The following is a 24,530-nucleotide window of genomic DNA, read 5'->3' on the forward strand; positions in this document are numbered from 1 at the left end:
TCAGCCGAACGCGGCCCGCGAGCGCAGCGCCTCGCGCAGCTCGGAGTCGGCGTCCACCATGGACCGGCGTACCGCGGGCGTGAGGCCGTCGCCGGCCAGCGTGGCCGCGCTGGCCTCGGCCGTCGACTGCTCGACGACCCGCGCCGGGTAGGCCAGGGTCGCAACCCGGCCGAGCGCGTCGGCGCCGACCCACCCCGCCATGGCCGGCACGTCGGCGAAGTAGCGGCCGACGTAGCCGCGCACGGTGTCGAGGTCGTCGCCGGACCAGAAGCCGGAGGCGAGCGCGTTGAGCTCGTAGTTGGACCGGTCCCGGTTCGCGGTCAGCTCCCTCCAGGCCCAGGCCTTGGCGTCCTCCCCCGGCAGCGACGCGGTGGCCGCGAGGGCACCGAGCCGCCCCGAGAGGGTGTCGTCGTCGCGACGGACCTGCTCGACGAACGCGCGGTCGACCAGCCCCTGCCCGGCGAGGTTGCGCACCACGAGCCACCGGAAGTCCGAGTCACCCTCCAGCCCGGCGGGCAGCGCCTCCTGCTCCGCCCACGGCCGCAGCCGGGCCTCGTCGGCCGCGCTGCGGGCCAGCAGCCGCGCCCCCAGCAGCGCCCGGGTGGAGCCCGGCTCGCCGGCGTCGAGCAGCTCGGCGGCGGCCGCCGCGACCACAGCACGGGCGGCGGCCTGCTCCTCGGGCGGCAGGAACGTCGTGACCACCCTCCCGAGCACGACGTTTGCGACCCGGTTGAGCACCGACTCGTTGTCCTCGTGAGGCCAGGCGCGGCCGAAGGTCTCGACGACGAGGCGCGGGTCGACCGTGCCGAGGCACACGCCGTCGACCAGCGCCGCCCACAGCACGGCGCGCGCCTGAGCGTCCGGCACCTCCGCCAGGCTACGCGGCACCGCCGCCAGCGTGGCCGCGTCCAGCGCCACGGTCGCCCAGGTCAGGTCGGAGGCGTTGGGCACGACGAGCTCGGCCCGCGGTGCGTCCCGCAGCTCGGGCACCTCGGTGCGCGGCCCGGCGAGGGTGACGCCCACCCTGAACACCTCGGCCCCCCCGGTGAACCCTGCCACGTCGAGTGTGTGCGGCCGGTCGGCCGGGAAGGCCTCCGGCGCCTCACGCGTCAGGACACCCGTCTCCTGGTCTGCCGCGAGGACGTCGAGGCCCGCAGTGAGCAGCCACGCCTTGCTCCACTCGCCCAGGTCCTTGCCCGAGGCACGCTCCATGAAGCCGAGGAAGTCGCTCAGCGTCCCGTTGCCGTAGGCGTGCTCGCGCAGGTAGGCGCTGACCCCGGCAATGAACGCGTCGTCGCCGATGTGGGCGATCAGCTGGCGCAGCGTCGCCGCGCCCTTGGCGTAGGAGATGCCGTCGAAGTCCTGCAGCGCCGCCTGGGCGTCGAGCGCCGCCCCTCCGGCCACCGGGTGCGTAGAAGGGGTGCGCTCCGCGGCATACCCCCACATCTTGCGGGCGACGGTGGAGTCCACCCAGCCCTCGGTGAACTCCGTGGCGTCCACGGTGGTGCGGTGGGCCATGTACTCGGCGAACGACTCGTTGAGCCACAGGTCGTCCCACCACCGCATGGTCACCAGGTCGCCGAACCACATGTGCGCCATCTCGTGCGCGATCGTGTTCGAACGGGTCAGCACCTCGTCGCGCGCCGCAGCACCCCGGAAGACGTAGGTGTCGCGGAAGGTCACGCACCCCGGGTTCTCCATCGCCCCGGCGTTGAACTCCGGCACGAAGACCTGGTGGTACTCGCCGAAGGGGTACCGGATGCCGAAGAGCCGGTGGTAGTAGTCGAAGCTCGCCCGGGTGACCTCGAGCATCTGCTCCGCCTGCCGCTCCAGCGGCTCCCGCAGCGAGGCCCGGGCGTGGATGCCGAGCGGTATGCCGTCGTGCTCGCTGCGCACGGACGCCCAGGGGCCGGCGCAGACGGTGACGAAGTAGGTGGCCAGCGGCCGGGTGGGGGCCAGCTCCCAGCGCCCCGGCGACACCTCGGTGGCCGCCCCGTTGCCGACCACGTGCCAGCCCCGCGGGGCGGTGACCGACACGGCATACGGCGCCTTGAGGTCGGGCTGGTCGAAACAGGCGAAGACGGTGGGGGCGGCGTCGAGGAACAGGTGGCCATAGACGTAGTGCTGCCCGTCGGCGGGGTCGACGGCGCGGTGCAGGCCCTGCCCGTCGCGGCTGTAGCGCATGGTTGCGACGACGACGACCTCGTTGTCGGCCGCGAGCCCGGAGAGCGCGATGCGTCCGTCGACGAGTCCGCTGGGGTCGACCGGCGACCCGTTGAGGGTGATCGACTCCAACGACTCCGGCGCGAGGTCGAGGAAGGTCGAACGACCGGGTTCGGTGCAGGTGAACCGGATCGTGGTCGTGGAGCCGAACTGCTCCTCACCCCGGTCGAGGTCGAGGTCGACCTCCATGGACGTGACGTCGATGAGCGCCGCGCGCTCGGTGGCCTCGGACCGCGTCAGTGAGGGCATGGCGGCATTGTGTCAGGGGACGGCAGGAGCCCCCGACCGACCGGCCGGGGGCTCCTGCTGTGAGGCTGTGTGGTGCAGCTCAGAGTGCGGTGACGTTCTCCGCCTGCGGGCCCTTGGGGCCCTGCGTGACCTCGAACTCCACGCGCTGCGCCTCGTCGAGGGAGCGGTAGCCGCCGGTGTTGATCGCGCTGTAGTGCACGAACACGTCCGGACCGCCGCCGTCCTGCTCGATGAAGCCGAAGCCCTTCTCAGCGTTGAACCACTTCACTGTTCCCTGTGCCATGGGATTCTCTTTTCCTTGTGGCCGGTGGGACCCGCGGACGCGGGACCCAAGCTGCCGTTCAAAAACCCCAGACACGGAAGACCGACGGACGGTCACCGTAAAAGAAAAGGCCCGCACACTTTGGCGGGCCACTCTCACGCGAGGACTGCAACTGCAACTGCGGCAACCGTAGCACGCTGGAGGGCCGACCGCAGAACGACCGGCCCGCCAGCGCGTCGAGGGGCGACTCAGCCGGCGCGGTAGCCGTAGGCCATCGCCTCGAGCCGGGCGATGCGCTCGGCCATCGGCGGGTGGGTGGAGAAGAACCGCGACACGTCCTGGGGGCGGAACGGGTTCGCGATCATCATGTGGCTGGAGTTCTGCAGCGCCGGGGTCGGGGCCAGCGGCGCGCGGGCCGTGCCCTGCTCGAGCTTGCGCAGCGCCGACGCCAGCGCGAGCGGGTCGCCGGTGAGGCGGGCGCCGTCCTCGTCGGCGTCGTACTCCCGGGTGCGGCTGATCGCCATCTGGATGACCATCGCGGCGAACGGGGCCAGCAGGGCCATCGCCAGCAGCGCGATCGGGTTCGGGCGGTCCTCTTCGTCTCCGCCGCCGAACATCGAGGTGAACATGAGCATCTGGGCGACGCTGGTGATCACACCGGCGATGGCGGCGGCCACCGAGCCGGTGAGGATGTCGCGGTTGTAGACGTGCATCAGCTCGTGGCCGAGCACGCCCCGCAGCTCGCGCTCGTCGAGCATCCCCAGGATGCCCTCGGTCGCGCACACCGCCGCGTTCTCGGGGTTGCGGCCCGTGGCGAACGCGTTGGGCGCCTGGGTCGGCGAGACGTAGAGGCGTGGCATCGGCTTGCCGGCGGCCGTGGAGAGCTCGCGGACGATCCGGTACATCGCCGGCGCCTGTGCCTCGCTGACGGGGTAGGCATGCATGGCCCGGATGGCGATCTTGTCGCTGTTCCAGTAGCCGAACGCGGTCATTCCCACGCCGAGCAGCGCGAACAGCCAGATGTACCTGCCGCCGCCGATCACGGCGCCCATGCCGAGGAGGAGCGCGAAGATGCCGCCGAACAGCGCGGCGGTCTTCAGCCCGTTGAAGTGGTTGTGCATGTCCCCATTAACGCAGAAAGGACGGGTCCCGTTCCGCGTCGCCCCGTGCTGCAGCCGTGCTCAGGCGAGCAGGCCGAGCAGGAGCTGGGGGGCGAGGCTGGTGAGCACCAGGGCGGTGCCGGTGAGGGCCAGGGCGGCGAGCGGGCCCGGCCCCGCGCGACGCACCGCACCCGCAGGCTCGGCCCCGGCGGCAGGCTCCTGGAACAGGACGGCGAACCACCGCAGGTAGACGGCGACGCCGATGACGGCGTTGGCGACCGCGACCAGGGCCAGCACCCAGAGCTCCTCGGCGACGACCGGTCGCAGGGCCACCACCTTGGCGACCAGGCCGAGGACGCCGGGCGGCAGGCCGGCCAGCGACACCAGCGCGAGGCCGAGCGCCGCCCCCAGCACCGGCCGGGTGCGCAGCAGCCCCCGGTATGCCGTGAGCGTGCGACCCGCGGCCCCGCCGCCGACCAGCACGACCACGGTGAAGGCGACGAGGGTGGCGATGACGTAGGCGAGCAGGTAGCCGCCGCTCGCAGCCAGCCCGGCTGGGACGAGGGTGGCCAGCGGCAGCACGACCCAGCCGGCCTGGGCGACCGTCGACCAGGCCAGCAGCCGCACGGGGTCGTCCTGCACGAGGGCGAGCACGTTCCCCAGGGTCATGGACAGCGCCGCCAGCACGCCGATCGCGAGGAGGACGGGGGCACCGGCGGCAGCGAGGGGACGCAGGACCGCCACGAGGGCGGCCAGGGCCGCGACCTTCGACGTGGCGGCGAGGAACGCCGCCACGGGCTCGGCGCCGCCGGCATACGCCTGCGGTGTCCAGGCGTGGAAGGGCACGAGCGAGAGCTTGAAGCCCAGGCCGCCGACCAGGAGCAGGACGCCGAGGAGGAGCACCGCCCACGTGGCGTCGTCGGAGCGGGCCCGGTCGACGGCGCCGGCGGAGAAGACCGCCTCGCCGGTGCCGACCAGCCACAGGGCCGCTCCCAGCACGACCATGGCGAAGGACACGAGCGAGGTGGCCAGCAGCGACAACGCGCCGGCGCCGGCCCGCACCGTGCCACGCAGGGCGACCAGCGCGATGGCCGGGAGGGTGGCGAGCTCGAGGGCCACCAGCCAGGACCCGAGGTCATGGGCCGCGGCGACGGCGGCCGCGCCGGCGGTGGCACTCAGCACCAGGGCGACGAGCACGGCCGGGCCGCCGCGCAGCGGTTCCTGCTCGAGGGTGTCGCGGCTCGGCCACACGAGCAGCAGCACCACGATGGCCGAGGCCAGGGCCCCGAGCTGCAGGGCGCTCGCGAGCGGGCCCGCCTCGTAGAAGCAGGCCCCGCCGGGAGCCGGCAGGCACAGCGAGCGCAGCGGTGCGGCCTCGGTGCCCAGCGCCCCCGGCACCGCGAGCGCCAGACCCGCGGCGAGGGCCAGGAGCCCCACGACGTGGTGGGCGGTCCGCAGGTGGGGGGCCAGCACGTCCAGCAGCAGGACGAGCACCGCGCCGGCCGCGGGTGCCAGCACCGGCGCCAGCACGAGCACGTCGAAGGAGACCACCGTGCTCACGAGCCACCCACCAGCGCGGTGACGGCGTCGCTCGTGACGGAGAGCAGCACCTGCGGCAGCACGCCGAGCACCAGGGCGGCCACGACGAGACCGCCCACGACCAGCCACTCGACCCCGCGGCTGTCGGCGATGACCGGCGTGGACCGCTCACCCATCCACACCGCGCGGGCGACCCGCAGCGCGTAGGCGGCCGCCAGCACGGTGCCCAGCGCCCCGGCCACGGCGGTGGCGCGGAAGACACCCAGCGGCAGCTCCTCGGCCGGCGACCACACGGCATACAGGCTGAGGAACTCGCCCCAGAACCCGGCCAGCCCCGGCAGCCCCAGCGAGGCGGCGAGCCCGACGACGAGGGCGAACCCGAGCCGTGGGCTGACCTCGCGCAGCGCTGCACGGGCCACCGCCAGGTCGGCCGAGCCCCAGCGCTCCTTGAGCCCGCCGACGATGAAGAACAGCAGGGCCGAGACGACGCCGTGGGCGACGTTGGCGAACAGGGCAGCCTGCAGGCCGGTGCGCGTGCCCGAGGCCAGCCCCAGGGCGACGAAGCCCATGTGCGCCACGGACGAGTACGCGATGAGCCGTTTCAGGTCACGCTCCACCAGGCAGGCCAGGCCTCCCCACAGGATGCCGACCGCACCCACCACGGCCACCGCGGGAGCCAGCCGCGCGAACGCGTCGGGCACGACCGCGACGGGCAGGCGCACCAGCCCGTAGGTGCCCATCTTCAGCAGCACCGCCGCGAGCAGCACCGAGCCCGCGGTGGGCGCGATGGTGTGGGCGGGCGGGAGCCAGGTGTGCCCGGGGAAGAGGGGCACCTTGACGGCCAGCCCGGAGACCAGGGCCAGGGCGATGAGCAGCTGCGTGCTGCGCGGTATGCCGGACCCCTCGCCGCGGGCGAGCACGTCGAGGTCCGCGGTTCCCGCGGCACCGACCAGGGCGAGGATCCCGACGAGCATCAGCGTCGAGCCCAGGGCCGTGTAGAGGACGAAGCGTCCGCCGGCGTCGGCGCGGTCCTGCGGCCGGTGGGCGTCGCCGAAGCGGGTGATGAGCACCCACATCGGGACGAGCACCACCTCGAAGGCGACGAAGAACAGGATGGCGTCGCGGGCGTAGAACGTCGCCAGGGCGCCCGCCTCGACGAGCAGCAGGCAGGCGTGGAAGGCGGCCGGGGTGCCGCCCTCGGGCCGCCGCGACGAGGAGTGGGCGACGACCGCCACGCCGAGCACCGCCGTCATCACGAGCAGCGGCGCGCTGATGCCGTCGACGGCCAGCTGCCAGCGCAGGTCGAGGGCCGGCACCCAGGGCCGGTCGACGGTCGGGCGCGTGAGCACGGCGACGACGACAGCCGCCAGGGTGGCCCCGCTGGCGGCGAGGGCGAGCCGGTTGACCGCCCGGTGCGACAGGTCGCGGCCCGCGCCGAGAAGCCAGACGGCCACCGCCGCGGGCACCACGAGGCTGAGGGCGATCACCACAGCGCCACCCCCGCCGCCGCGACGGCCACCACGCCGAGCACGACCCACACGAGCGAGGTGGCCGACCGCTCGGCCCGGTGGACGCGGGCGCCGCCACGCCCGGAGAGCACGGCGGTGGCCGCGCTCCCGCGCACGTAGGCGTCGACCACCTCGCGGTCGAGGAAGACCACCAGCCGGGCCAGCGCCAGCACCGGGCGGGCGACCAGCCTGACGTAGAGGCCGTCCGCGCCGAACCCGCTGTCGAACTGCGGCACCCGCGCCCCGACCAGGCGCGTGGCCGGGTCAGCTCCCCTGGCCGTGCTGCGCACCGCGACGGCCGCCCCCACGACCAGGAGCACGGTCAGCAGGGCCATCCACCACGCGATGTGGCCCTCCAGGGCGAGCCAGGGGGTGAACACCACGAGGCCGCCGAAGACCGTGAGGACGCTGAGCACCGAGACGGCCGCCATGACCGGCGCGTTGGCCTGGTCACCCTCGTGGACCTCGGGCCGGGCCGTCGTGAGGTCGTCCAGCACCAGCCAGGCCCGCATGCAGTAGGCCGCCGTGAGCACCACGGTCACCAGGAGCGCCGCCAGCACCAGCATCGAGCGCGCGTCCCCCTCGGCGACGCCGGCCTCGGCCGCGCCGAGGACGTGCTCCTTGCTGACGAACCCCACCAGCGGTGGCACGCCGGCCAGGGCGAGCAGGCCGACGAACATGGCCGGGCGGATGACCGCGTGCCCGCGCAGGCTGCCGCGCATGGCGACCGCGGCCGTGCCGCCGACCGTGACGCTCAGCCAACCGACGAGGAGGAACAGCAGCGCCTTGAAGAAGGCGTGGGAGTACAGGTGCAGCAGACCTGCTCCCGGGCCGTCCTGTGCCGGGGCGACCGCCAGGGCCGAGAGCATCAGCGCGATCTGGCTGAGGGTCGAGTAGGCGAGCAGTCGCTTGAGGTCGCTCTGCCCGAAGGCCAGCACCGCGGCCCACACCATCGTGACGACCGTGCTGATCGCCAGCACCCACCGGGCCCCGTCGCTCGCGACGAAGATGGTGAAGAGCGACGACAGCACGTAGGTGCCGGCGGCCACCATGGTGGCCGCGTGGATGAGCGCGGACGCTGGCGTCGGGCCCTCCATGGCGTCGGGGAGCCAGTCGTGGAAGGGGAACTGGGCGGACTTGCCGAGCACGCCGACGAGCAGCAGCACCATGGCCAGCGTGCGCAGCCCCTCCCCGGCGTCGCCCCCGGGCGCCCAGTGCGCCAGCACCTTGGGGTATGCCGTGGAGCCCGGCCCCGAGGCCAGGGCCAGGACGCCGAGCAGGAACCCCACGTCGGCGAAGCGCGTGACGAGAAAGGCCTTGAGGGCGGCGCGGCGAGCGCTCTCCTTCCGGCTCCAGTGGCCGATGAGCAGGTAGGAGCACCAGCCCATGAGCTCCCAGCCGACGAAGGTCAGGACGAGGTCGGCCGAGTGCACGACGAGGAGCATCCCGGCGCAGAACAGCGACACGGTGGCCGAGAAGACGCCGTACCGGTCGTCCGCCCGCAGGTACCAGCCGGCGAACGCCTGCACCGCCCACCCGACCACGGCCACCACGACGGCGACGAGCGCCGGTGTGGCGCTCGTCCGGAGGAGGAGGGGGACCTCGAGGTCGCCGGCCTCCAGGGCCGGGAGGATCCTCCCGAGGTGGGCCTGCTGCGAGCCGCCCACCGTGGCAAGGCCGGCGAGCGCGGCGACCACCGTGGCCAGTGACGCCCCGACGGCGACGGCGCGGGCGGGGCCGGTGCCGCGACGGGCGATCAGCAGCCCGACAAGGGCTGCGGCAGCAGGGATGAGCACGACCAGGCGAGCGGCGGCGAGGCTCATCCAGCCTCCCGGCTGAGGTCGACGTCGCCGCGCAGGCGGAAGACCGCGAGCACGACCGCGAGGGCCACGCACACCTCGGCCGCCGCGATGGTGATGACGAAGAGCGTCAGCACGTTCCCCGCCTGCCACGGGTCGCCTGCGACGGCGCCCACCGAGACGAGCAGCAGGTTCGCCGCGTTGAGGATCAGCTCGACGCCGATGAGGACGAGCACGGCGTTGCGGCGGGCAAGCACGCCGTAGGCCCCGAGCCCGGCGAGGACCGCGGCGAGGGCGTAGGGGCCGGCGAGGTGGATCACTGCGAGATCCTCTCGGGGGCGGCCGGCTCGGGGAGCTCGGACTCGGCGACCTCCGCGGCCCGGGCCATCCGCGAGACCGCGAAGGCTGCGATGAGGGCGACCAGCAGGAGGAGCGAGAGCGCCTCGAAGGGCCACACCCAGGTGCCGAAGATCTGTTCCGCCACGGCACTGTTCGCCGCACCGGTGCGCGGACGTGCACCTCCTGCCACGGGCAGGAGCACGGCGAGCAGGAGCGCGGTGACACCGGCGCCGAGGACGGCGGCGAGCGCCCGGTGGGCCCGACTGGTCGTCACCTCGGGGTTCGGGCCGATCGGCGCACGGGTGAGCATGAGGGCGAAGAGCACCAGCACCACGACGGCGCCGACGTAGACCAGCAGCTGGACGAGGGCCACGAGCTCGGCCCCCAGCACGAGGTAGCAGCCGGCGACGGAGCCGAGGCACACGACGAGCCACAGGGCGGCGTGCACGACGTGCCGCGTCGTCACCGCCAGCAGTCCGCTGGCCGCCGCGAGCAGCCCCACCGCGGCGAAGGCGATGTCGAGCGAGGTCACGGCTCCTCCTCCGGCGCCGGGGCCGGGCGCTCGGGGCGCTCGGCTCGGGCCGGACGCTCCGGCCGCTCGGGGCGGGCCGGACGGGCCGTCGTCGGCCCACCCGCTGCCCTCACCGGCCGCGCCGGCTTGTTGGCCGCGGCGACCTCGGCAGGCTCGACCGATCCGGGGTCGAGCGCCGGCGGCGGTGGCACGGTCGGCATCCACTGGCCCAGCCGGTCCTTCTCGTGCAGCAGGTCGCGGATGTCGAGCTCGGAGTACTCGAACTCGGGGCTCCAGTGCAACGCGTCGAACGGGCAGACCTCGATGCAGATCCCGCAGTACATGCAGAGGGAGAAGTCGATGGCGAACCGGTCGAGGACGTTGCGCTGGCGCTCCCGACCGCCGGGCGTGCTCGCCGGGATCGTCTCCTTGTGCGAGTCGATGTAGATGCACCAGTCGGGGCACTCCCGCGCGCAGAGCATGCAGGAGGTGCAGTTCTCCTCGAGCAGCGCGATGACCCCGCGGGAGCGCGGCGGGAGGTGGGGCTTCGCGTCGGGGTACTCCGCGGTGTGCGTGGGGCGGGCGAGGGTCCTCGCCGTGGTGGCCAGGCCCTTGAGCAGGCCGGGCAGGGCGCCGCTGGAGCGACGTGGGCGCGAGGGGTCGGTCATGCGACGGCCACCACCCACACGCCGGTCAGGGCCAGCTGGGCCAGCGCCAGCGGCACGAGCACGAGCCAGGCCAGGTGCTGGAGCTGGTCCTCGCGCAGCCGCGGCCAGGCCACCCGCAGCCAGATGACCAGGACGGCGACGGCCAGGCCCTTGAGCAGCGTCCACAGCCAGCCGAGCTGGTCCGCGAAGGGCCCCTGCCAGCCGCCGAGGTAGAGCACCGCGAAGAGCAGGGACATCACGACGATGCCGGCGTACTCGGCGAGCAGGAAGAAGGCGAACCGCAGCCCGGTGTACTCGGTGTAGGCGCCGAAGACGATCTCCGCGTCGGCGATCGGCATGTCGAACGGCGGGCGCTGCAGCTCGGCGACGGCCGCGACGAGGAACACCAGGGCGCCGGGCGCCTGCCAGAGCAGCCACCAGGGCGACCACGCCTCGGCGATGCCGGCCAGCGACAGCGAACCCGCGGCGAGGCAGACCGAGGCGACCGCGAGCACGAGCGGCAGCTCGTAGGACAGCAGCTGGGCGGCGGCGCGCATCCCACCGAGGAGCGAGTACTTGTTGGCACTGGCCCACCCCGCCATGAGGGTGCCCAGGATGCCGACCGCGGTGACGGCGAGCACGAACAGCGCGCTGGCGGGCACGTCGGCGGCGACCACCTCAGGGCTCAGCGGGATCACCGCCATGGCGACGAGGTACGGCACGAGCGCCACCGCGGGCGCGAACCGGAACACGCCCCGGTCGGCGGCAGCCGGGGTGATGTCCTCCTTCTGCACGAACTTGACCCCGTCGGCGACGAGCTGGGCCCACCCGTGGAACCCCCCGGCATACATGGGGCCGAGGCGGCCCTGCATGTGCGCCATCACCTTGTGCTCGGCCTGGCCGACGAGCAGCGGCAGCACGAGGAAGGCGGCCAGCACGCCGACGGAGCGCAGCGTCACCTCGAGCACGTCGCTCACCGCGGCCCCCAGTCCGGGCCGGGGACGCCGGGCGCCTGGACACGGCGGCGGCCGCCGGTGGTCCTGGTGTGCTCGCTCTCGCCGGGCTCCTTCGCACCGGGCCACTGCTTGGAGGCCCGCGCAGCCAGCACGAAGCTCTTGCGCAGTGGTGTGCCCTCGAAGCCGTCGGGCAGCAGCAGGGGCCGCAGGCCGAGGCCGGTGCCGTCGTCGAAGCCGTCGAAGTCGACGCCGAACATCTCGTGGGTCTCGCGCTCGTGCCAGGCCGCGCCCCTGAAGACGCCGGTGATGCTCGGCACCGCGGTGCCCTCAGGCACCCGCGTGCGGATCAGGACGCGGCGCAGGGACGTGGGCGCCGAGACGTCCATGAGGTGGCAGACGACGTCGAAGCCCGGGCGCTCGGCGTCGTCGGTCTGGTCGACGGCGGTGAGCCAGTCGAAGAACGTGTATGCCGCGTCGCGGGCCTCCGCGACCGCCTGCGCCCACTCCTCGAGCGGCACCTCACGGCGCTCGACCGTCCCGGGGTCAGCCATCGCCACCCGCCTCGCCGGACGCGGCGGGCCTGCGAACCAGGCCACGAGCGAGCTCACCGGCGCTCGCGAGCCGGTGACCGGCATACTTGGCCCGAATTCCCTTGGTGGACAGCGACTCCGCGGCGATCTTCTCCTGGAGGCGGAGGATTCCCTGGAGGAGCGCCTCCGGCCGCGGCGGGCAGCCGGGCACGTAGACGTCGACGGGGATGACGGTGTCGACACCCTTGGTGACCGAGTACGAGTCCCAGTACGGGCCGCCGGAGTTCGAGCAGGCGCCGAAGGAGATGACGTACTTCGGCTCGGGCATCTGGTCGTACAGGCGGCGGATGGCCGGGGCCATCTTGTCGGTGACCGTGCCCGAGACGACCATGAGGTCGGCCTGGCGGGGCCCCGGCGCGAACGGGATGACCCCGAGGCGGATGAAGTCGTGCCGGGCCATCGACGCGGCGATGAACTCGATGGCGCAGCACGCGAGCCCGAAGTTGAAGACCCACAGTGAGTAGCGCCGGCCCCAGTTCAGGACGACCTTGATGGGTTGCGGTGCGACGTCGGTGGCCGGGCCGACGCGGGGCAGCGGGAGGTCGACGGCCATCAGAACCACCGGAGCAGACCGCGCCGGGCCGCATGGGCGAGGCCGATGACGAGGACGCCGATGAAGACCGCGATCTCGACGAGCGAGGCGACCCCGAGACCGGACGAGCGGATGACCAGCGCCCACGGGAAGAGGTAGACGGCGTCGACGGCGAAGATGACGTACAGGAAGGCGTAGACGAAGTAGCGGATCTGCGTCTGCGCCCAGCCCTCGCCCACCGGGTCGACGCCGGACTCGTAGGTCTTCAGCTTGGCGCGGGTCGGGGCCTTGGGCGCCAGCAGCGCACGGGCGCCCATCGCGGCGACGAACAGCACAAGCCCGACCAGGACCACCGCTGCGACGACGACGTAGGGCGACACGCTTGGCAGCCTAGCGACCTGTGCCGGGACGCGCCGGGAGGTGGCGGCGCGAATTCGTCCGAAATGCGGGTCCCCGGAGAAAGGTGGGTAAGGGCGGACTTACCATGGAGAAAAGAGCCGTGGGCAGCCGCCGACGAGACCGAAAATGCCGAGGAACAGGTGGCGGGGAGAACATGAGCAGCAAGTCCGTCCAGCAGCTCGACCGCGTGGTCATCCGCTTCGCTGGGGACTCCGGTGACGGCATGCAGCTGACCGGCGACCGCTTCACGTCGGAGACCGCGGCCCTCGGGAACGACCTGTCGACCCTTCCGAACTTCCCGGCCGAGATCCGGGCGCCGCAGGGCACCCTGCCCGGCGTCAGCTCCTTCCAGCTGCACTTCGCCGACCACGACGTGCTCACCCCGGGCGACGCCCCGGACGTGCTCGTGGCGATGAACCCGGCCGCGCTCAAGGCCAACCTGCGCGACCTGCCCCGCGGGGCGACGATCATCGTCAACACCGACGAGTTCTCGAAGCGCAACCTCGCCAAGGTCGGCTACGCCGAGAGCCCCCTCGACGACGGCTCCCTCGAGTCGTGGCAGGTGCACCCCGTCGCGCTGACGTCCATCACCGTCGAGGCGCTCGCCGGCTTCGACCTCTCGCGCAAGGACAAGGAGCGGGCGAAGAACATGTTCGCCCTCGGCCTGCTGTCGTGGATGTACCACCGCCCCACCACCGGCACCGAGCAGTTCCTCAAGAACAAGTTCAGCTCGCGCCCGGACATCCTCGAGGCCAACCTCGCCGCCCTGCGCGCCGGCCTCAACTACGGCGAGACGACCGAGGCGTTCTCCGTCTCCTACGAGATCGCCCCCGCGAAGATGCCTGCCGGCACCTACCGCAACGTGACCGGCAACGTCGCCCTCGCCTACGGCCTGGTGACCGCGGCCCACCGCGCCCACCTGCCCCTGGTGCTGGGCTCCTACCCGATCACCCCGGCGTCGGACATCCTCCACACGCTCTCGGGCCTGAAGCGTTACGGCGTCACGACCATGCAGTGCGAGGACGAGATCGCGGGCGTCGGCGCCGCGCTCGGCGCCAGCTTCGGCGGCGCCATCGGCGTCACCACGACGTCCGGGCCGGGTGTCGCCCTGAAGTCGGAGACCATCGGCCTCGCCGTCTCGCTCGAGCTCCCGCTCATCATCGTCGACGTCCAGCGCGGCGGGCCATCGACCGGGCTGCCCACCAAGACCGAGCAGTCCGACCTGCTCCAGGCGATGTTCGGCCGCAACGGCGAGTCCCCGGTGCCGATCGTCGCGCCGAGCTCTCCGGCGGACTGCTTCGACGCCGCCCTCGAGGCGGTGCGGATCGCCACGACCTACCGCACGCCGGTCTTCCTCCTCTCCGACGGCTACCTCGCGAACGGCTCCGAGCCGTGGCGCCTGCCCTCGGTGAAGGACCTGCCCGACCTGTCGGTCGAGTTCGCCACCGAGCCCAACGCCGTCGACGGCACGGGCCAGCCGGTCTTCCATCCGTTCCTGCGCGACGAGACCACCCTGGCCCGACCGTGGGCAGTCCCGGGCACCCCCGGCCTCGAGCACCGCATCGGCGGCATCGAGAAGGCCAACGTCACGGGCAACATCTCCTACGACCCCGACAACCACGACCTCATGACGAGGCTGCGCGCCGGCAAGGTCGAGGGCATCGCGTCGACCATCGGCGACCTCGAGGTCGACGACCCCAGCGGTGAGGCCGAGGTGCTCGTGCTGGGCTGGGGCTCGACCTACGGGCCGATCGCCGCCGCGGTGCGCAGCGTCCGCAACACCGGGGCCAAGGTCGCCCGCGCGCACCTGCGCCACCTCAACCCCTTCCCCGCCAACACCGGCGAGGTCCTGCGGCGCTACCGCACCGTCCTCGTCCCCGAGATGAACATGGGCCAGCTCGCGCTGCTCCTGCGCGGCAAGTACCTCGTGGACGTCCAGTCGTTCACGCAGGTGCGCGGCCTGCCCTTCACCACCGTCGAGCTCGCCGACGCGATCGTGGCCGCCCAGACGGTGCCCCACAACGGAGGAACCGCATGACCACCACCGACCTCGGTATGCCGGGCAGCTCGCCTCGCGCGGGCACCGACGCCGTTCCGCGCCTCCCCGAGGACGCCCCGAAGCAGACCAAGCGTGAGTTCACCTCCGACCAGGAGGTGCGCTGGTGCCCCGGTTGCGGCGACTACGCGATCCTCGCGGCGGTGCAGGGCTTCCTGCCGGAGCTGGGCCTGAGGCGGGAGAACATCGTCTTCGTCTCCGGCATCGGCTGCTCGAGCCGGTTCCCGTACTACCTCGACACCTACGGGATGCACTCCATCCACGGCCGCGCCCCGGCCATCGCGACCGGCCTGGCCACCAGCCGCGAAGACCTGGCGGTGTGGGTGGTCACCGGTGACGGCGACGCGCTCTCCATCGGCGGCAACCACCTCATCCACGCGCTGCGCCGCAACGTCAACCTCACGATCCTGCTGTTCAACAACCAGATCTACGGGCTGACCAAGGGCCAGTACTCCCCCACCTCGCACATCGGCGCCGTCACCAAGTCGACACCGCTCGGGTCGGTGGACCAGCCGTTCAACCCGGTCTCCCTCGCCCTCGGCGCCGAGGCAACCTTCGTCGCGCGCACCATGGACTCCGACCGCAAGCACCTGACCGAGGTGCTGCGCCAGGCCGCCGAGCACCGCGGCACCGCCCTGGTGGAGATCTACCAGAACTGCCCGATCTTCAACGACGGCGCCTTCGACCTCATCAAGGACCGCGAGCAGCAGGAGGCCCGCATCGTCCACCTGGTCGACGGGGAGCCGGTCCGGCTCGGCGCCGAGGGCGAGCGCCAGGTGCTCGTCCGCACCGGCGACGGCCTGGAGTTCGTGCCCGAGGCCGACGCCGACCAGGACGACGTCGTCGTCCACCGGGCCGGCGCCGACGACCCTGCCCAGGCGTTCGCGATCTCCCGGCTCGACACCCCGGAGATGACGCACGTGCCCATGGGCGTCTTTCGCAGCGTGGCCCGGCCGACCTACGACGACCTCGTGCGGGCCCAGGTCGGCTCCGCCGTCGAGAAGGCCGGCGGTCCCCCCACGGACGCCGACCTCGAGCGCCTCATCCACGGCAAAGACACCTGGACCGTCGCCTGATGGCCGCCGGCCGGTGAGCCGGGGTCGCCGGTGAGCCCGGACGCCCAGGGCGAGCTCCGGCGCGGCACGACCTACGGCTTCCTCGCGTATGCCATCTGGGGCGTCTTCCCGCTGTACTTCCATGCCCTCAAGCCGGCCGGCGCGTGGGAGATCCTCGCCCACCGCATCGTCTGGACCCTGGTCTTCTGCGCCCTCATCCTGCTCGTGCGCCGTGACCTCGCCTGGTCACGGCAGCTGGTGGCGCGACCCCGCCTGGCCGTAGGGGTCACCCTCGCAGCCCTGCTCATCGCCACGAACTGGGTCATCTACGTCTTCGCTGTGCTCACGGGTCGCACCACCGAGGCCGCCCTGGGCTACTTCCTCAACCCCATCGTGACGGTCGCCCTCGGCGTGCTCGTGCTGCGCGAGCGGCTGCGCCCGCTGCAGTGGGCCGCGGTCGCCATCGGGGCCGTCGCCGGGGTCTACCTGAGCGTCGTGGGCGGGCAGTTCCCGCTCATCGCGCTGAGCCTTGCCTTCTCCTTCGCCGCCTACGGCCTGGTCAAGAAGAAGGTCGGCGCCAGCCTCGACGCGATGCACTCGCTCGCCGCCGAGACGGCGGTGCTCTTCCCAGTGGCCGTCGTCGTGCTCGTGGTGCTGGGCGCGAGTGGTGGCACCACGTTCACCCAGGACGCACCCCTGCACCCCGCGCTGTTGCTCCTCGCCGGAGTCGTGACGGCCGTGCCGCTGCTCCTCTTCGCCGCTGCGGCACGCCGGATCCCCCTCACGACGGTCGGCCTGCTGCAGTTCATCACCCCGGTGCTGCAGCTCCTCTGCGGCGTGCTGCTCCTCGACGAGCACATGTCGACGGCCCGCTGGATCGGCTTCGGCATCGTCTGGGTGGCGCTCCTGGTCCTCAGCGTCGACATGCTGGCGAACCGGCCCGGTCGCCGCCGCTACCCGTCCATGGTGGTCGACGAGCCGGCGCCGTAGGTCCAGTCACCGAAGGACCGGGGGTCGCCGCTGGACATGCCGGCGACCCCGCCGGTGTCGGCGGGGTGGGGGGCGGGGTCACGCTGGTTCCTGGGCGGCGCGCCTCGCGAGGAGCTCGTCGTAGGAGCCACGGGTGAGGTCCCACTCGACCCGCTCCCCGTGCTCGTCCTTGACGACGCGGCCGGCGTAGCGGCGGGCGTGCACGACCGTGTGGTGCCGCTCGCAAAGGAGTGCCCCGTTGTCGAGGTTCGAGGGGCCGAGGTCTGCCCAGTGGACAAGGTGGTGGGCGTCGGTCCACTGCGGCGGCGCATCGCAACCGGGGTAGGTGCAGCCGCCGTCGCGGAGCCAGAGCCTCTTCGTCTGGGCGTCGCTGAAGTACCGCTTCTCCAGGCCCCAGTCCACGACCTCACCCTTGCGGCCGAGCACGATCGGGATGACCGACCCGTCGCAGCACAACCGGCGCACGGTCTCGGGGCCCAGGTGGGTGCCGGCGTCGAGCCCGCCCAGGGTGGTCGCCGCCCCGAGCCCGTCGCGCAGGGACTCCCAGTCCATGGTCAGCAGCAGGGTGGGCTTGTTGGTCCTGCCCACCTCGTCGCCGGCCGCGACCGCCCGCCGCACCAACGTCACCAGGGCGTCGCCCCGTCTGCGGTCGCTGGAGCGCAGGTCGCGTTCCCCGTCGACCGGCTTCGGCGCCGACAACGGCCCCAATGCCGCCTCCAGGACCGCCTTGCCCTCGACGTCGAGGGTCAGCCGGTACTCGAAGGTGTCGGCCCCGGTGTCCCGCGGCTGGGACAGCGCGACGAACGCCTTGCCCAGGTTCTGCTGGTCCTGCAGGACATCGTCCAGCCCGTAGCGGCCAGCATCGCCGGGCGCAGCTGCCGGCAGGCCCGCGGGCCCTGTTCGGCGGCCAGGCCGACCAGCCCCTCCAGCACATGCGGCTCTGCGCCCTCGGCCAGCAGCGGCCGCAGCTCCTCGAACTCGGACTGACCTGCTTCTGGAACGCCTGCGCCACCGCGACCACGCTCCCGGCCCCACCCGCCCTCGTCGAGGGGGCGTGAGTCCGCACCCACTGGGTCACCGACATCGCCGCCGGCCCACCGGAGGTCTCCCCACGCTCCATCGCCTCTCGCACCACGGCCACCCGCCCCGCGTCGCACGCCATGCCCAGCGCGTCCACCTCGCCCAACAACCCGGCCAGCCCCTCCGGCCCACCACCAGAGGGCGCCTGCCACAGCACCTCCCCCATGGCACGGACCACCTCGGCGGCAGCCGCGAGCAACTCGCGACACTGCGCGAGACACAGGCCGGCGTTCCCCTCCATGACGACAACACTAGAGGCGACCACCGACAGCGCAACGAACTCAGTGAGGACGAAAGCCGTTGTAGCGCAATGCGATCCGACGGCATACCCATCTCCTGCGTGCAACCCAACGACCACGTTCTGTGGATGGCGCGACCGACCGGAACCGCCTGTGTACAGGCTGGCCCGGAATTGGGCTCGCCCGCGCCGGCCTCGCTTGGGGTACGGTCGCGAGGTTGTTCGGGGAGCGCTGCGGTTCCGGGTGACCTCCCAGACCTTCCAACCCGGAAGTAGGTCTCATCGATGGCTTGTCGGATCAGTGAGCTCGTGCTCGGTTGCCGCGACCCCGAAGCGCTGGCGCGGTTCTGGTGCGAGGTCCTGGACTTCGTCGTGCTCGATCGCGAGGAGGGTTGCATCGAGATCGGGCCGCGCGAGGGGTTCGGCGGTCCGCAGCCGACGATCATCCTCAGCCGCAGGGATGAGCCCGAGAAGGGGAAGTCCCGGCTGCACATCGATGTCAACGCCACCGACCGCGACCAGGACGCCGAGCTCGAACGCCTCCTGGAGCTCGGTGCCCGTCCGGCGGACATCGGCCAGACAGGGCAGGAGCAGTGGCACGTGCTGGCCGACCCCGAAGGCAACGAGTTCTGCCTGCTCAAGGCGCGCCTCGCCCCGCTGTGACGCCCTGCACCAGCCGGCGTCCAGGTGCCCGGCGTGCCGCCGACGGTCACCGCGTGCCGAGCACCTGGTCGAGGTAGCTGTTGCGGAACAGCCCACCGGGGTCCAGCTCCTCCCGCACGCGCAGGAAGTCGTCGAACCGCGGGTAGAGCGGCCGCAGGCGCGCCGCGTCCAGCGTGTGCAGCTTGCCCCAGTGCGGTCGGCCCGAGTGCTCGGCGACGATCGCCTCGAACGCCGCGAAGTACCGGCGGTGGTCCATCCGCCGGTACTGGTGCACGGCGACATACGCGGTGTCCCGCTCGTATGCCGTGGACAGCCACACGTCGTCGGCTGCCAGGAAGCGGACCTCCACGGGAAAGGGCAGCGCCTCGTCATGGCGGTCCACCCAGTCCCGCAGCTCGAGCAGCACGTCGGCGACGACCGCCCGCGGCACCGCGTACTCGCTCTCGACGAACCGCACGGCACGGTTGGAGCAGAAGACCCGCCAGGAGTCGTCGGTGAACTCGCGGGCCGCCAGGGCGCGGGCCGTCAGCTGGTTGAGGCGCGGCACCACCGAGGGCCAGCGGGCACTCGCCCGGTTGGCGAGCTCGAAGACACCGTTGGCGAGCAGCTCGTCGTCGACCCACGCACGCCACGGCGCCAGCGGCCCCGGGTCGGGCTCGCTCCCCACGCGGTTGTTGCGCTTCGTGAGGGTCCGGCCGGTGTGCGGGAACCAGTAGAGCTCGAAGTGGTCGTTGCCCTCTGCCTCCTCCTGCACCCGCTCGAGCAGCGGCAGCAACGGCTCCGGCCGCTCCACCGCATGCAGGCGGAAGGAGGGCACGCACTGCAGCTCGACCTCGGTGACCACCCCGAGTGCGCCGAGTCCCACCCGGGCGGCCTCGAAGACGTCGGGGTGCTGGTGCGCGGAGCACTCCAGCACCGAGCCGTCGGCCAGCACCATCGTCAGCCCCCTGACGGCAGAGGCGATGCCGTGCAGCCGCGCACCGGTGCCGTGGGTCCCCGTCGCGATCGCACCGGACAGGCTCTGCCGGTCGATGTCGCCGAGGTTGGGCAGGGCCAGCCCGGCAGCCTCGAGCGCAGGGTTGAGGTGGCGCAGGCGGGTGCCGGCGAGCACGCGCACCCGCCCGGTGGCACGCTCGACCCCGGTGACCCCCGCGAGGTGGTCGAGGCGCAGCATCACGCCGTCGGTGACCGCAGCGGGCGTGAACGAGTGACCCGCACCCACCGGCCGCACCCTGAGCCCGCGGGCTGCGGCGGAGGCGACGACCGTCGCGACGTCGCCGACATCCTTGGCCTGGGCGACCTCGGCGGGCCAGGCCGACTGGTTGCCCGCCCAGTTGCGCCACTGGGTGCCCGAGCGGCTCGAGCCGGTGCCCGGCCTCATCCGGCAGGCCCTCTCATCCGAAGTTCGCCGCCTCTCCGCGGTAGGTCGGCACCCGGTCGACGAGCTCGTCCCCCCGCACCAGGTGCAGCTCGTCGAACCGTTCGCACAGCTCACCGGCCTTGGCGTGGCGGAACCACACGCGGTCGCCGATGCCGAGCCCGTCGGCCGCAGGCCCGCGCAGCGGTGTCTGCACCTCGCCAGCCCCCTCGGAACGCAGCAGCCGCAGGCCGCGCGGCGCCAGCACCGAGGGGCTGCGGGACCAGCCGGGCGGGCCCGACGCGGTGTAGCCGCCGCCGAACACCGTGACGACCCCCGGCGCGGGACGGCGCACCACGGGCAGCGCGAAGGCCGCAGCGGGGCGGGGCCGGAACGACCGGTAGCCGTCGAACAGCGTGGGGCCGAAGAGCCCTGAGCCGGCGGCCAGCTCGGTCAGGGACGGGTCCCGCGACGCGACGTGGAGGCTGCCCGTGCCACCGCCGTTGACGAACTCCAGCGTCGCCACGTCCCGCACGGCGGCGACCACCTCGGCGCGGCGGCCCAGCAGGTCCCGCGTGGAGCGGGCCTTCACCAGGCGAACGGCTGGCGAGGAGTCGGGCAGCCCCGCCACCTGGGCGTCGTAGAACATCAGGCCCACCACGTCCAGCCCGGCTGCCTGCGCCGCCCGGGCGACCGCCACCACCTGTCCCGCCGACCGCAGGGGCGAGCGCCGCACTCCCAGGTGGAGCGAACCGACCCGCAGGGAGGCGTCGACATCGACGGCGACCCGCAGCGGGTGCGGCCGCTGCAGCGCCGCGAGGAAGGCCACGTGCTCGACGCTGTCGACGGTCACGGTGACCTGCGCAGCCGCGTGGCCGTTGGCGGCGAGGGACTCGAGCGCCTCGCGGTCCGCGCTCGGGTAGGCCACGAACAGGTCGGTGAACCCGTCGGCCGCCAACCAGAGCGCCTCTCTCACGGAGTAGGCCATGACGCCACGGAACCCGGGCCGGTCGAGGGCCCTGCGCAGCAGCGCGCGGCAGCGCACCGACTTCGAGGCCACCCGCACCGGCTTTCCCGCCGCCCGGCGCACCAGGTCGGCAGCGTTGGCGTCGAAGGCCTCGAGGTCGACCAGGGCCAGCGGCGCAGCCCTGCCGGCCGTCGCGCGCTCCCAGCTGCCGGTCACGGGGCCGACTCTACTGAGCGGCATACCGGCGCCGGGGCGTGTCTTGAACCTCTGATCACCGGTTGTTCACCTGCGAGCCGCCCGGCGGCACGAGCCGGTCCCTAGGTTGACGCGCGGACACCACCGTCCTTTGACCGATGGAGGAACCATGACCGCACCGGCGCCGCAGCGCACCGTGCTCCCCCTGATCCCGACCGGCCGGGCCGCCCACCCCGGCGGCCGCTCGGCGATGACCTGCCACTTCCGCTGTGACGACGCCTGCAGCAAGCCGGTGCCGAACCCCAGTGACAACACCTACTTCGGCGACGTCGTCGCCGCGGGCGGGTCCCGCCGCAGTGTCCTCAAGGGCGGCGGCCTGGTCGCCGCCGTCGTCGGTCTCACCGCGGCGACCGGCACCCGGGCAGCCGCGGCCGCCCCTGCCGCGGCCCCCACCGTGAGCGGCTCGACCACCAGGTCCCCGTTCGGCTTCACGCCCATCGCGCCGCAGCCGGAGGGGCTGGACGAGGTCGTCGTCCCGGACGGCTTCACGTGGTCGACGATCATCTCGTGGGGCGACCCGATCCTCGCCGACGCGCCGGACTTCGACTTCGACCGGCAGAGCGCGGCCGCCCAGGAAGGCCAGTTCGGCTACAACAACGACTACATCGGCCTGATCCGCACCAAGGACCAGAACACCGCGGTGCTCGTCGCCAACAACGAGTACACCAACGACGAGCTCATGTTCCGCGGCTACACCGGCAGCGGGTCCCTCACCCCCGAGCAGATCCGGATCACCATGGCCGCGCACGGCATGTCGGTCGTGGAGCTGCGTCGCAAGGGGGCGTCGCGCCCGTGGGAGCACGTCAAGGGCGCCCCGCTCAACCGCCGCGTCACCGCCACCACCGCCTTCGACGTCGACGGTCCGGCTGCCGGGCACCCGCTGCTGCGGACCAGCGCGGACCCCAGCGGCCGCCGGGTGCTCGGCACCATCGGCAACTGCGCGGGCGGCACGACCCCGTGGGGCACGGTGCTCTCCGGCGAGGAGAACTTCCAGGGGTACTTCAAGGCCTCCTCGACCCCCGCGGACCAGGACGCCGCCTACCGCCGCTACGGCATCACGGGGTCGGGCCGCGGCTGGGAGCGGGTCGACGACCGCTTCGACACCGGGGCCGAGCCCAACGAGGTCAACCGCTTCGGCTACGTCGTCGAGCTCGACCCGTCCGACCCGACCAGCACCCCGGTCAAGCACACGGCGCTCGGCCGCCTCAAGCACGAGGGCGCCAACGTGACCATCGCCCCCGACGGGCGGGTGGTCGCCTACACCGGTGACGACGAGCGCTTCGACTACCTCTACAAGTTCGTCTCGCACGGCCGCTACCGGCCCGGCGACTCGGCGCAGGCCCGGGCGAACAACCTCACGCTGCTCTCCTCCGGTGACCTCTACGTCGCGAAGTTCACCGGGGACGGCTTCGAGGACGGCGTGGCCGACGGCACCGGCACGTGGTTGCCGCTCGTCGTCGACAACGAGAGCCAGGTGCCCGGCATGACCGTCGCCGAGGTGCTCATCTGGACCCGCCTCGCCGCCGACAAGGTCGGCCCCACGAAGATGGACCGCCCCGAGGACGTCGAGACCAACCCGGTCAACGGCCGCACCTACGTGGCGTGCACCAACAACACGCGGCGTGTGCCCTCGCAGATCGACGAGGCCAACCCGCGCGCCAACAACAAGCACGGCCACGTCATCGAGATCACCCCCGACCGCGGCGACGACACGACCACCGGCTTCACGTGGAAGATCGTGCTCATCGCCGGCGACCCGGCCGACCCGGCGACCTACTTCAACGGCTACGACCGTTTCGAGGTCTCGCCGATCTCGTGCCCCGACAACGTCGCCTTCGACCGTGAGGGGAACCTCTGGATCGCCACCGACGGCAACGCCCTCGGCCACTGCGACGGCATGTACCTCATGCCGCTCACGGGCACGCACAAGGGCCACCTGCAGCAGTTCCTCTCGGTCCCTGCCTGGGCCGAGTGCTGCGGCCCGCTCATCACGTGGGACGACAGGACGGTGCTCGCCGCCGTGCAGCACCCCGGCGAGGTCGACGGCGCCTCCCCGGACAACCCGCGCAGCCAGTTCCCCTACAAGGGCGACGGCCAGCCGCGGCCGAGCGTCATCCAGGTGCACCCGGCCTGAGGACAGACGCACGAAGGGGCGGCCACCGCGCGGTGGCCGCCCCTTCTTCGTGCGCTCAGACGGTATGCCGCGTGGTCACCCCACGCGGTCGACGACACCGGTCGCCAGCGCCAGCAGCGCGTCCTTGGCCTCACCCTCGGGAAGCGGCGCCAGCGCGTCCTGCGCCTGCCGCGCCACGGCATACGTGCGCGTGCGCGCCTCCTCCATGGCCGGGTGGGCGCGCAGCAGGCCCAGCGCCTCGGCCAGGAGGGCGTCGTCTCGCAGGTCGGAGCCGAGCAGCTCCTTGAGGCGGGCGTCGGCGGGGTCGCTCGAGGCACGGGCGAGAAGCACCGGCAGCGTGGCCTTGCCCTCGCGCAGGTCGGTGCCCGGCGTCTTGCCGGTCTCCTCACTCTCCGAGGCGATGTCGATGAGGTCGTCGGCGAGCTGGAAGGCCATGCCGAGCCGCTCGCCGTACTCGCGCAGGGTCTCCACGACGACGGGGTCGCAGCCGCCGAACATCGCGCCGTAGCGGGCCGCGGTGGCGATCAGCACCCCCGTCTTGTCGGCCAGCACACCGAGGTAGTAGTCGACCGGGTCGGTGCCGGGCGGGCACGGCCGGTCATCGCGGATCTGCCCGGAGCACAGGCGCACGAAGGTCTCCGCCTGGATCTTGACGGCGACCGGCCCGAGGTCGGCGATGATCGAGGAGGCAGTGCCGAACAGCAGGTCGCCGACGAGGATGGCCGTGGAGTTGTCGTACTTCGCGTTGGCGCTCGGGGCGCCGCGCCGCACGTCCGCCTCGTCCATGACGTCGTCGTGGTAGAGCGAGGCCAGGTGCGTCAGCTCGACGCCCGTGGCGGCAGCCACCACCTGCTCGTTGACACCCTCGCCCAGCTCCGAGGCGAGCAGCGTGAGCAGCGGGCGGAACCGCTTGCCGCCGGCCTCTGCCAGGTGGACGTTCGCCTCGGCGATGAAGGGGTCGTCGTGGTCGACCTCGCGGCGCAGCAGCGCGTCGACCTCGGACAGGCCCCGCTGGAGCCGCTCGGTCAACCCGGAGGAGACCGAGGGCAGTGCCAGCACCGGGGGCGTCGCGCTCATCAGG

22 protein-coding genes are annotated in these 24,530 nt (G+C 72.8%); 5 read left to right on the top strand and 17 right to left on the bottom strand.

Annotation, left to right across the window (positions count from 1 at the left end; translation table 11 throughout):
• The 13 genes from pepN to P2F65_RS05785 form a co-directional block, all read right to left on the bottom strand.
• A complete protein-coding gene (gene pepN, locus P2F65_RS05725) occupies positions 1 to 2,472 on the bottom strand; it encodes an aminopeptidase N (RefSeq protein ID WP_275805028.1) in 2,472 nt (823 codons plus the stop codon).
• Positions 2,473 to 2,551: 79 nt separating this feature from the next.
• Positions 2,552 to 2,755, bottom strand: coding sequence for a cold-shock protein (locus P2F65_RS05730; protein WP_275805030.1), 204 nt, complete (start codon positions 2,753 to 2,755; stop codon positions 2,552 to 2,554).
• A gap of 227 nt (positions 2,756 to 2,982) precedes the next feature.
• On the bottom strand, positions 2,983 to 3,855 hold the full coding sequence (gene htpX / locus P2F65_RS05735; protein ID WP_275805032.1) for a zinc metalloprotease HtpX: 873 nt from the start codon (positions 3,853 to 3,855) through the stop codon (positions 2,983 to 2,985).
• A gap of 60 nt (positions 3,856 to 3,915) precedes the next feature.
• A complete protein-coding gene (locus P2F65_RS05740) occupies positions 3,916 to 5,394 on the bottom strand; it encodes a proton-conducting transporter membrane subunit (RefSeq protein WP_275805034.1) in 1,479 nt (492 codons plus the stop codon).
• Positions 5,391 to 6,863: an NADH-quinone oxidoreductase subunit M gene (locus P2F65_RS05745; protein ID WP_275805036.1), complete on the bottom strand. Its 1,473-nt coding sequence runs from the start codon at positions 6,861 to 6,863 to the stop codon at positions 5,391 to 5,393. Before P2F65_RS05745 ends, P2F65_RS05740 begins: the two co-directional genes overlap by 4 nt.
• A complete protein-coding gene (locus P2F65_RS05750; RefSeq protein WP_275805038.1) occupies positions 6,857 to 8,704 on the bottom strand; it encodes an NADH-quinone oxidoreductase subunit L in 1,848 nt (615 codons plus the stop codon). The genes P2F65_RS05745 and P2F65_RS05750 overlap by 7 nt, the downstream gene beginning before the upstream one ends.
• Positions 8,701 to 9,000 carry an NADH-quinone oxidoreductase subunit NuoK gene (nuoK, locus tag P2F65_RS05755; protein WP_275805040.1) on the bottom strand — a complete coding sequence of 100 codons (300 nt, stop codon included), beginning with the start codon at positions 8,998 to 9,000 and terminating at the stop codon, positions 8,701 to 8,703. The genes P2F65_RS05750 and nuoK overlap by 4 nt, the downstream gene beginning before the upstream one ends.
• Entirely contained in the window at positions 8,997 to 9,551 is a 555-nt protein-coding gene (locus tag P2F65_RS05760) for an NADH-quinone oxidoreductase subunit J (RefSeq protein ID WP_275805042.1), read from the bottom strand. Before P2F65_RS05760 ends, nuoK begins: the two co-directional genes overlap by 4 nt.
• Positions 9,548 to 10,198 (bottom strand): 4Fe-4S binding protein, encoded by a 651-nt coding sequence (locus P2F65_RS05765; RefSeq protein WP_275805044.1) that lies wholly within the window; start codon positions 10,196 to 10,198, stop codon positions 9,548 to 9,550. The genes P2F65_RS05760 and P2F65_RS05765 overlap by 4 nt, the downstream gene beginning before the upstream one ends.
• The gene (gene nuoH, locus P2F65_RS05770) at positions 10,195 to 11,154 is read right to left on the bottom strand and encodes an NADH-quinone oxidoreductase subunit NuoH (protein WP_275805046.1); all 960 of its coding nucleotides are present in this window, start codon (positions 11,152 to 11,154) and stop codon (positions 10,195 to 10,197) included. Before nuoH ends, P2F65_RS05765 begins: the two co-directional genes overlap by 4 nt.
• Positions 11,151 to 11,684 (bottom strand): NADH-quinone oxidoreductase subunit C, encoded by a 534-nt coding sequence (locus P2F65_RS05775; RefSeq protein WP_275805048.1) that lies wholly within the window; start codon positions 11,682 to 11,684, stop codon positions 11,151 to 11,153. The genes nuoH and P2F65_RS05775 overlap by 4 nt, the downstream gene beginning before the upstream one ends.
• Positions 11,677 to 12,276, bottom strand: coding sequence for an NADH-quinone oxidoreductase subunit B (locus tag P2F65_RS05780; protein ID WP_275805050.1), 600 nt, complete (start codon positions 12,274 to 12,276; stop codon positions 11,677 to 11,679). Before P2F65_RS05780 ends, P2F65_RS05775 begins: the two co-directional genes overlap by 8 nt.
• A complete protein-coding gene (locus tag P2F65_RS05785) occupies positions 12,276 to 12,635 on the bottom strand; it encodes an NADH-quinone oxidoreductase subunit A (protein ID WP_275805052.1) in 360 nt (119 codons plus the stop codon). The genes P2F65_RS05780 and P2F65_RS05785 overlap by 1 nt, the downstream gene beginning before the upstream one ends.
• Before the next feature lie 173 nt (positions 12,636 to 12,808).
• Between P2F65_RS05785 and P2F65_RS05790 the strand changes: the two genes are divergently transcribed.
• From P2F65_RS05790 to rarD, 3 genes are read left to right on the top strand one after another with little or no spacing between them, the layout of a single operon-like run.
• On the top strand, positions 12,809 to 14,692 hold the full coding sequence (locus tag P2F65_RS05790) for a 2-oxoacid:acceptor oxidoreductase subunit alpha (RefSeq protein WP_275805054.1): 1,884 nt from the start codon (positions 12,809 to 12,811) through the stop codon (positions 14,690 to 14,692).
• A complete protein-coding gene (locus tag P2F65_RS05795) occupies positions 14,689 to 15,786 on the top strand; it encodes a 2-oxoacid:ferredoxin oxidoreductase subunit beta (RefSeq protein WP_275805056.1) in 1,098 nt (365 codons plus the stop codon). Before P2F65_RS05790 ends, P2F65_RS05795 begins: the two co-directional genes overlap by 4 nt.
• A gap of 30 nt (positions 15,787 to 15,816) precedes the next feature.
• Positions 15,817 to 16,755 (top strand): EamA family transporter RarD, encoded by a 939-nt coding sequence (rarD, locus tag P2F65_RS05800; protein WP_275805058.1) that lies wholly within the window; start codon positions 15,817 to 15,819, stop codon positions 16,753 to 16,755.
• Between the two features lie 78 nt (positions 16,756 to 16,833).
• Here the strand turns inward: rarD and P2F65_RS05805 are convergent, their stop codons facing one another.
• Positions 16,834 to 17,790 (bottom strand): HNH endonuclease signature motif containing protein, encoded by a 957-nt coding sequence (locus P2F65_RS05805; protein WP_275805059.1) that lies wholly within the window; start codon positions 17,788 to 17,790, stop codon positions 16,834 to 16,836.
• 568 nt (positions 17,791 to 18,358) lie between these two features.
• Between P2F65_RS05805 and P2F65_RS05810 the strand changes: the two genes are divergently transcribed.
• Positions 18,359 to 18,736, top strand: a complete 378-nt coding sequence (locus tag P2F65_RS05810; protein ID WP_275805061.1) for a VOC family protein — start codon at positions 18,359 to 18,361, stop codon at positions 18,734 to 18,736.
• A gap of 46 nt (positions 18,737 to 18,782) precedes the next feature.
• On the opposite strand, the gene P2F65_RS05815 is transcribed toward P2F65_RS05810, so the two are convergent.
• Both P2F65_RS05815 and P2F65_RS05820 read right to left on the bottom strand, forming a co-directional pair.
• Complete coding sequence (locus P2F65_RS05815) at positions 18,783 to 20,117, bottom strand: D-arabinono-1,4-lactone oxidase (RefSeq protein WP_275805063.1); 1,335 nt, start codon at positions 20,115 to 20,117, stop codon at positions 18,783 to 18,785.
• A 13-nt stretch (positions 20,118 to 20,130) separates the two neighbouring features.
• Positions 20,131 to 21,276, bottom strand: a complete 1,146-nt coding sequence (locus P2F65_RS05820; RefSeq protein WP_275805065.1) for an amino acid deaminase/aldolase — start codon at positions 21,274 to 21,276, stop codon at positions 20,131 to 20,133.
• Positions 21,277 to 21,424: 148 nt separating this feature from the next.
• Here P2F65_RS05820 and P2F65_RS05825 point away from each other — a divergent pair, with 148 nt between their 5' ends.
• Positions 21,425 to 23,449 (top strand): PhoX family phosphatase, encoded by a 2,025-nt coding sequence (locus tag P2F65_RS05825; RefSeq protein WP_275805067.1) that lies wholly within the window; start codon positions 21,425 to 21,427, stop codon positions 23,447 to 23,449.
• Between the two features lie 75 nt (positions 23,450 to 23,524).
• Here P2F65_RS05825 and P2F65_RS05830 read toward each other — a convergent pair whose 3' ends face one another.
• Positions 23,525 to 24,526, bottom strand: coding sequence for a polyprenyl synthetase family protein (locus P2F65_RS05830; protein ID WP_275805068.1), 1,002 nt, complete (start codon positions 24,524 to 24,526; stop codon positions 23,525 to 23,527).
• Between the last annotated feature and the right edge of the window lie 4 nt (positions 24,527 to 24,530).

This window comes from Knoellia sp. p5-6-4, from assembly GCF_029222705.1.
Lineage (GTDB): Bacteria > Actinomycetota > Actinomycetes > Actinomycetales > Dermatophilaceae > Pedococcus_A.

What these genes read in the sequence shown, in the direction of transcription:
- P2F65_RS05780 (WP_275805050.1), bottom strand. Translation starts at nt 12,276, where the DNA reads ATGGCCGTCGACCTCCCGCTGCCCCGCGTCGGCCCGGCCACCGACGTC.
- P2F65_RS05825 (WP_275805067.1), top strand. Translation starts at nt 21,425, where the DNA reads ATGACCGCACCGGCGCCGCAGCGCACCGTGCTCCCCCTGATCCCGACC.
- P2F65_RS05815 (WP_275805063.1), bottom strand. Translation starts at nt 20,117, where the DNA reads ATGAGGCCGGGCACCGGCTCGAGCCGCTCGGGCACCCAGTGGCGCAAC.
- P2F65_RS05790 (WP_275805054.1), top strand. Translation starts at nt 12,809, where the DNA reads ATGAGCAGCAAGTCCGTCCAGCAGCTCGACCGCGTGGTCATCCGCTTC.
- P2F65_RS05795 (WP_275805056.1), top strand. Translation starts at nt 14,689, where the DNA reads ATGACCACCACCGACCTCGGTATGCCGGGCAGCTCGCCTCGCGCGGGC.
- pepN (WP_275805028.1), bottom strand. Translation starts at nt 2,472, where the DNA reads ATGCCCTCACTGACGCGGTCCGAGGCCACCGAGCGCGCGGCGCTCATC.
- htpX (WP_275805032.1), bottom strand. Translation starts at nt 3,855, where the DNA reads ATGCACAACCACTTCAACGGGCTGAAGACCGCCGCGCTGTTCGGCGGC.
- P2F65_RS05775 (WP_275805048.1), bottom strand. Translation starts at nt 11,684, where the DNA reads ATGGCTGACCCCGGGACGGTCGAGCGCCGTGAGGTGCCGCTCGAGGAG.
- P2F65_RS05765 (WP_275805044.1), bottom strand. Translation starts at nt 10,198, where the DNA reads ATGACCGACCCCTCGCGCCCACGTCGCTCCAGCGGCGCCCTGCCCGGC.
- P2F65_RS05830 (WP_275805068.1), bottom strand. Translation starts at nt 24,526, where the DNA reads ATGAGCGCGACGCCCCCGGTGCTGGCACTGCCCTCGGTCTCCTCCGGG.
- P2F65_RS05750 (WP_275805038.1), bottom strand. Translation starts at nt 8,704, where the DNA reads ATGAGCCTCGCCGCCGCTCGCCTGGTCGTGCTCATCCCTGCTGCCGCA.
- P2F65_RS05730 (WP_275805030.1), bottom strand. Translation starts at nt 2,755, where the DNA reads ATGGCACAGGGAACAGTGAAGTGGTTCAACGCTGAGAAGGGCTTCGGC.
- P2F65_RS05810 (WP_275805061.1), top strand. Translation starts at nt 18,359, where the DNA reads ATGGCTTGTCGGATCAGTGAGCTCGTGCTCGGTTGCCGCGACCCCGAA.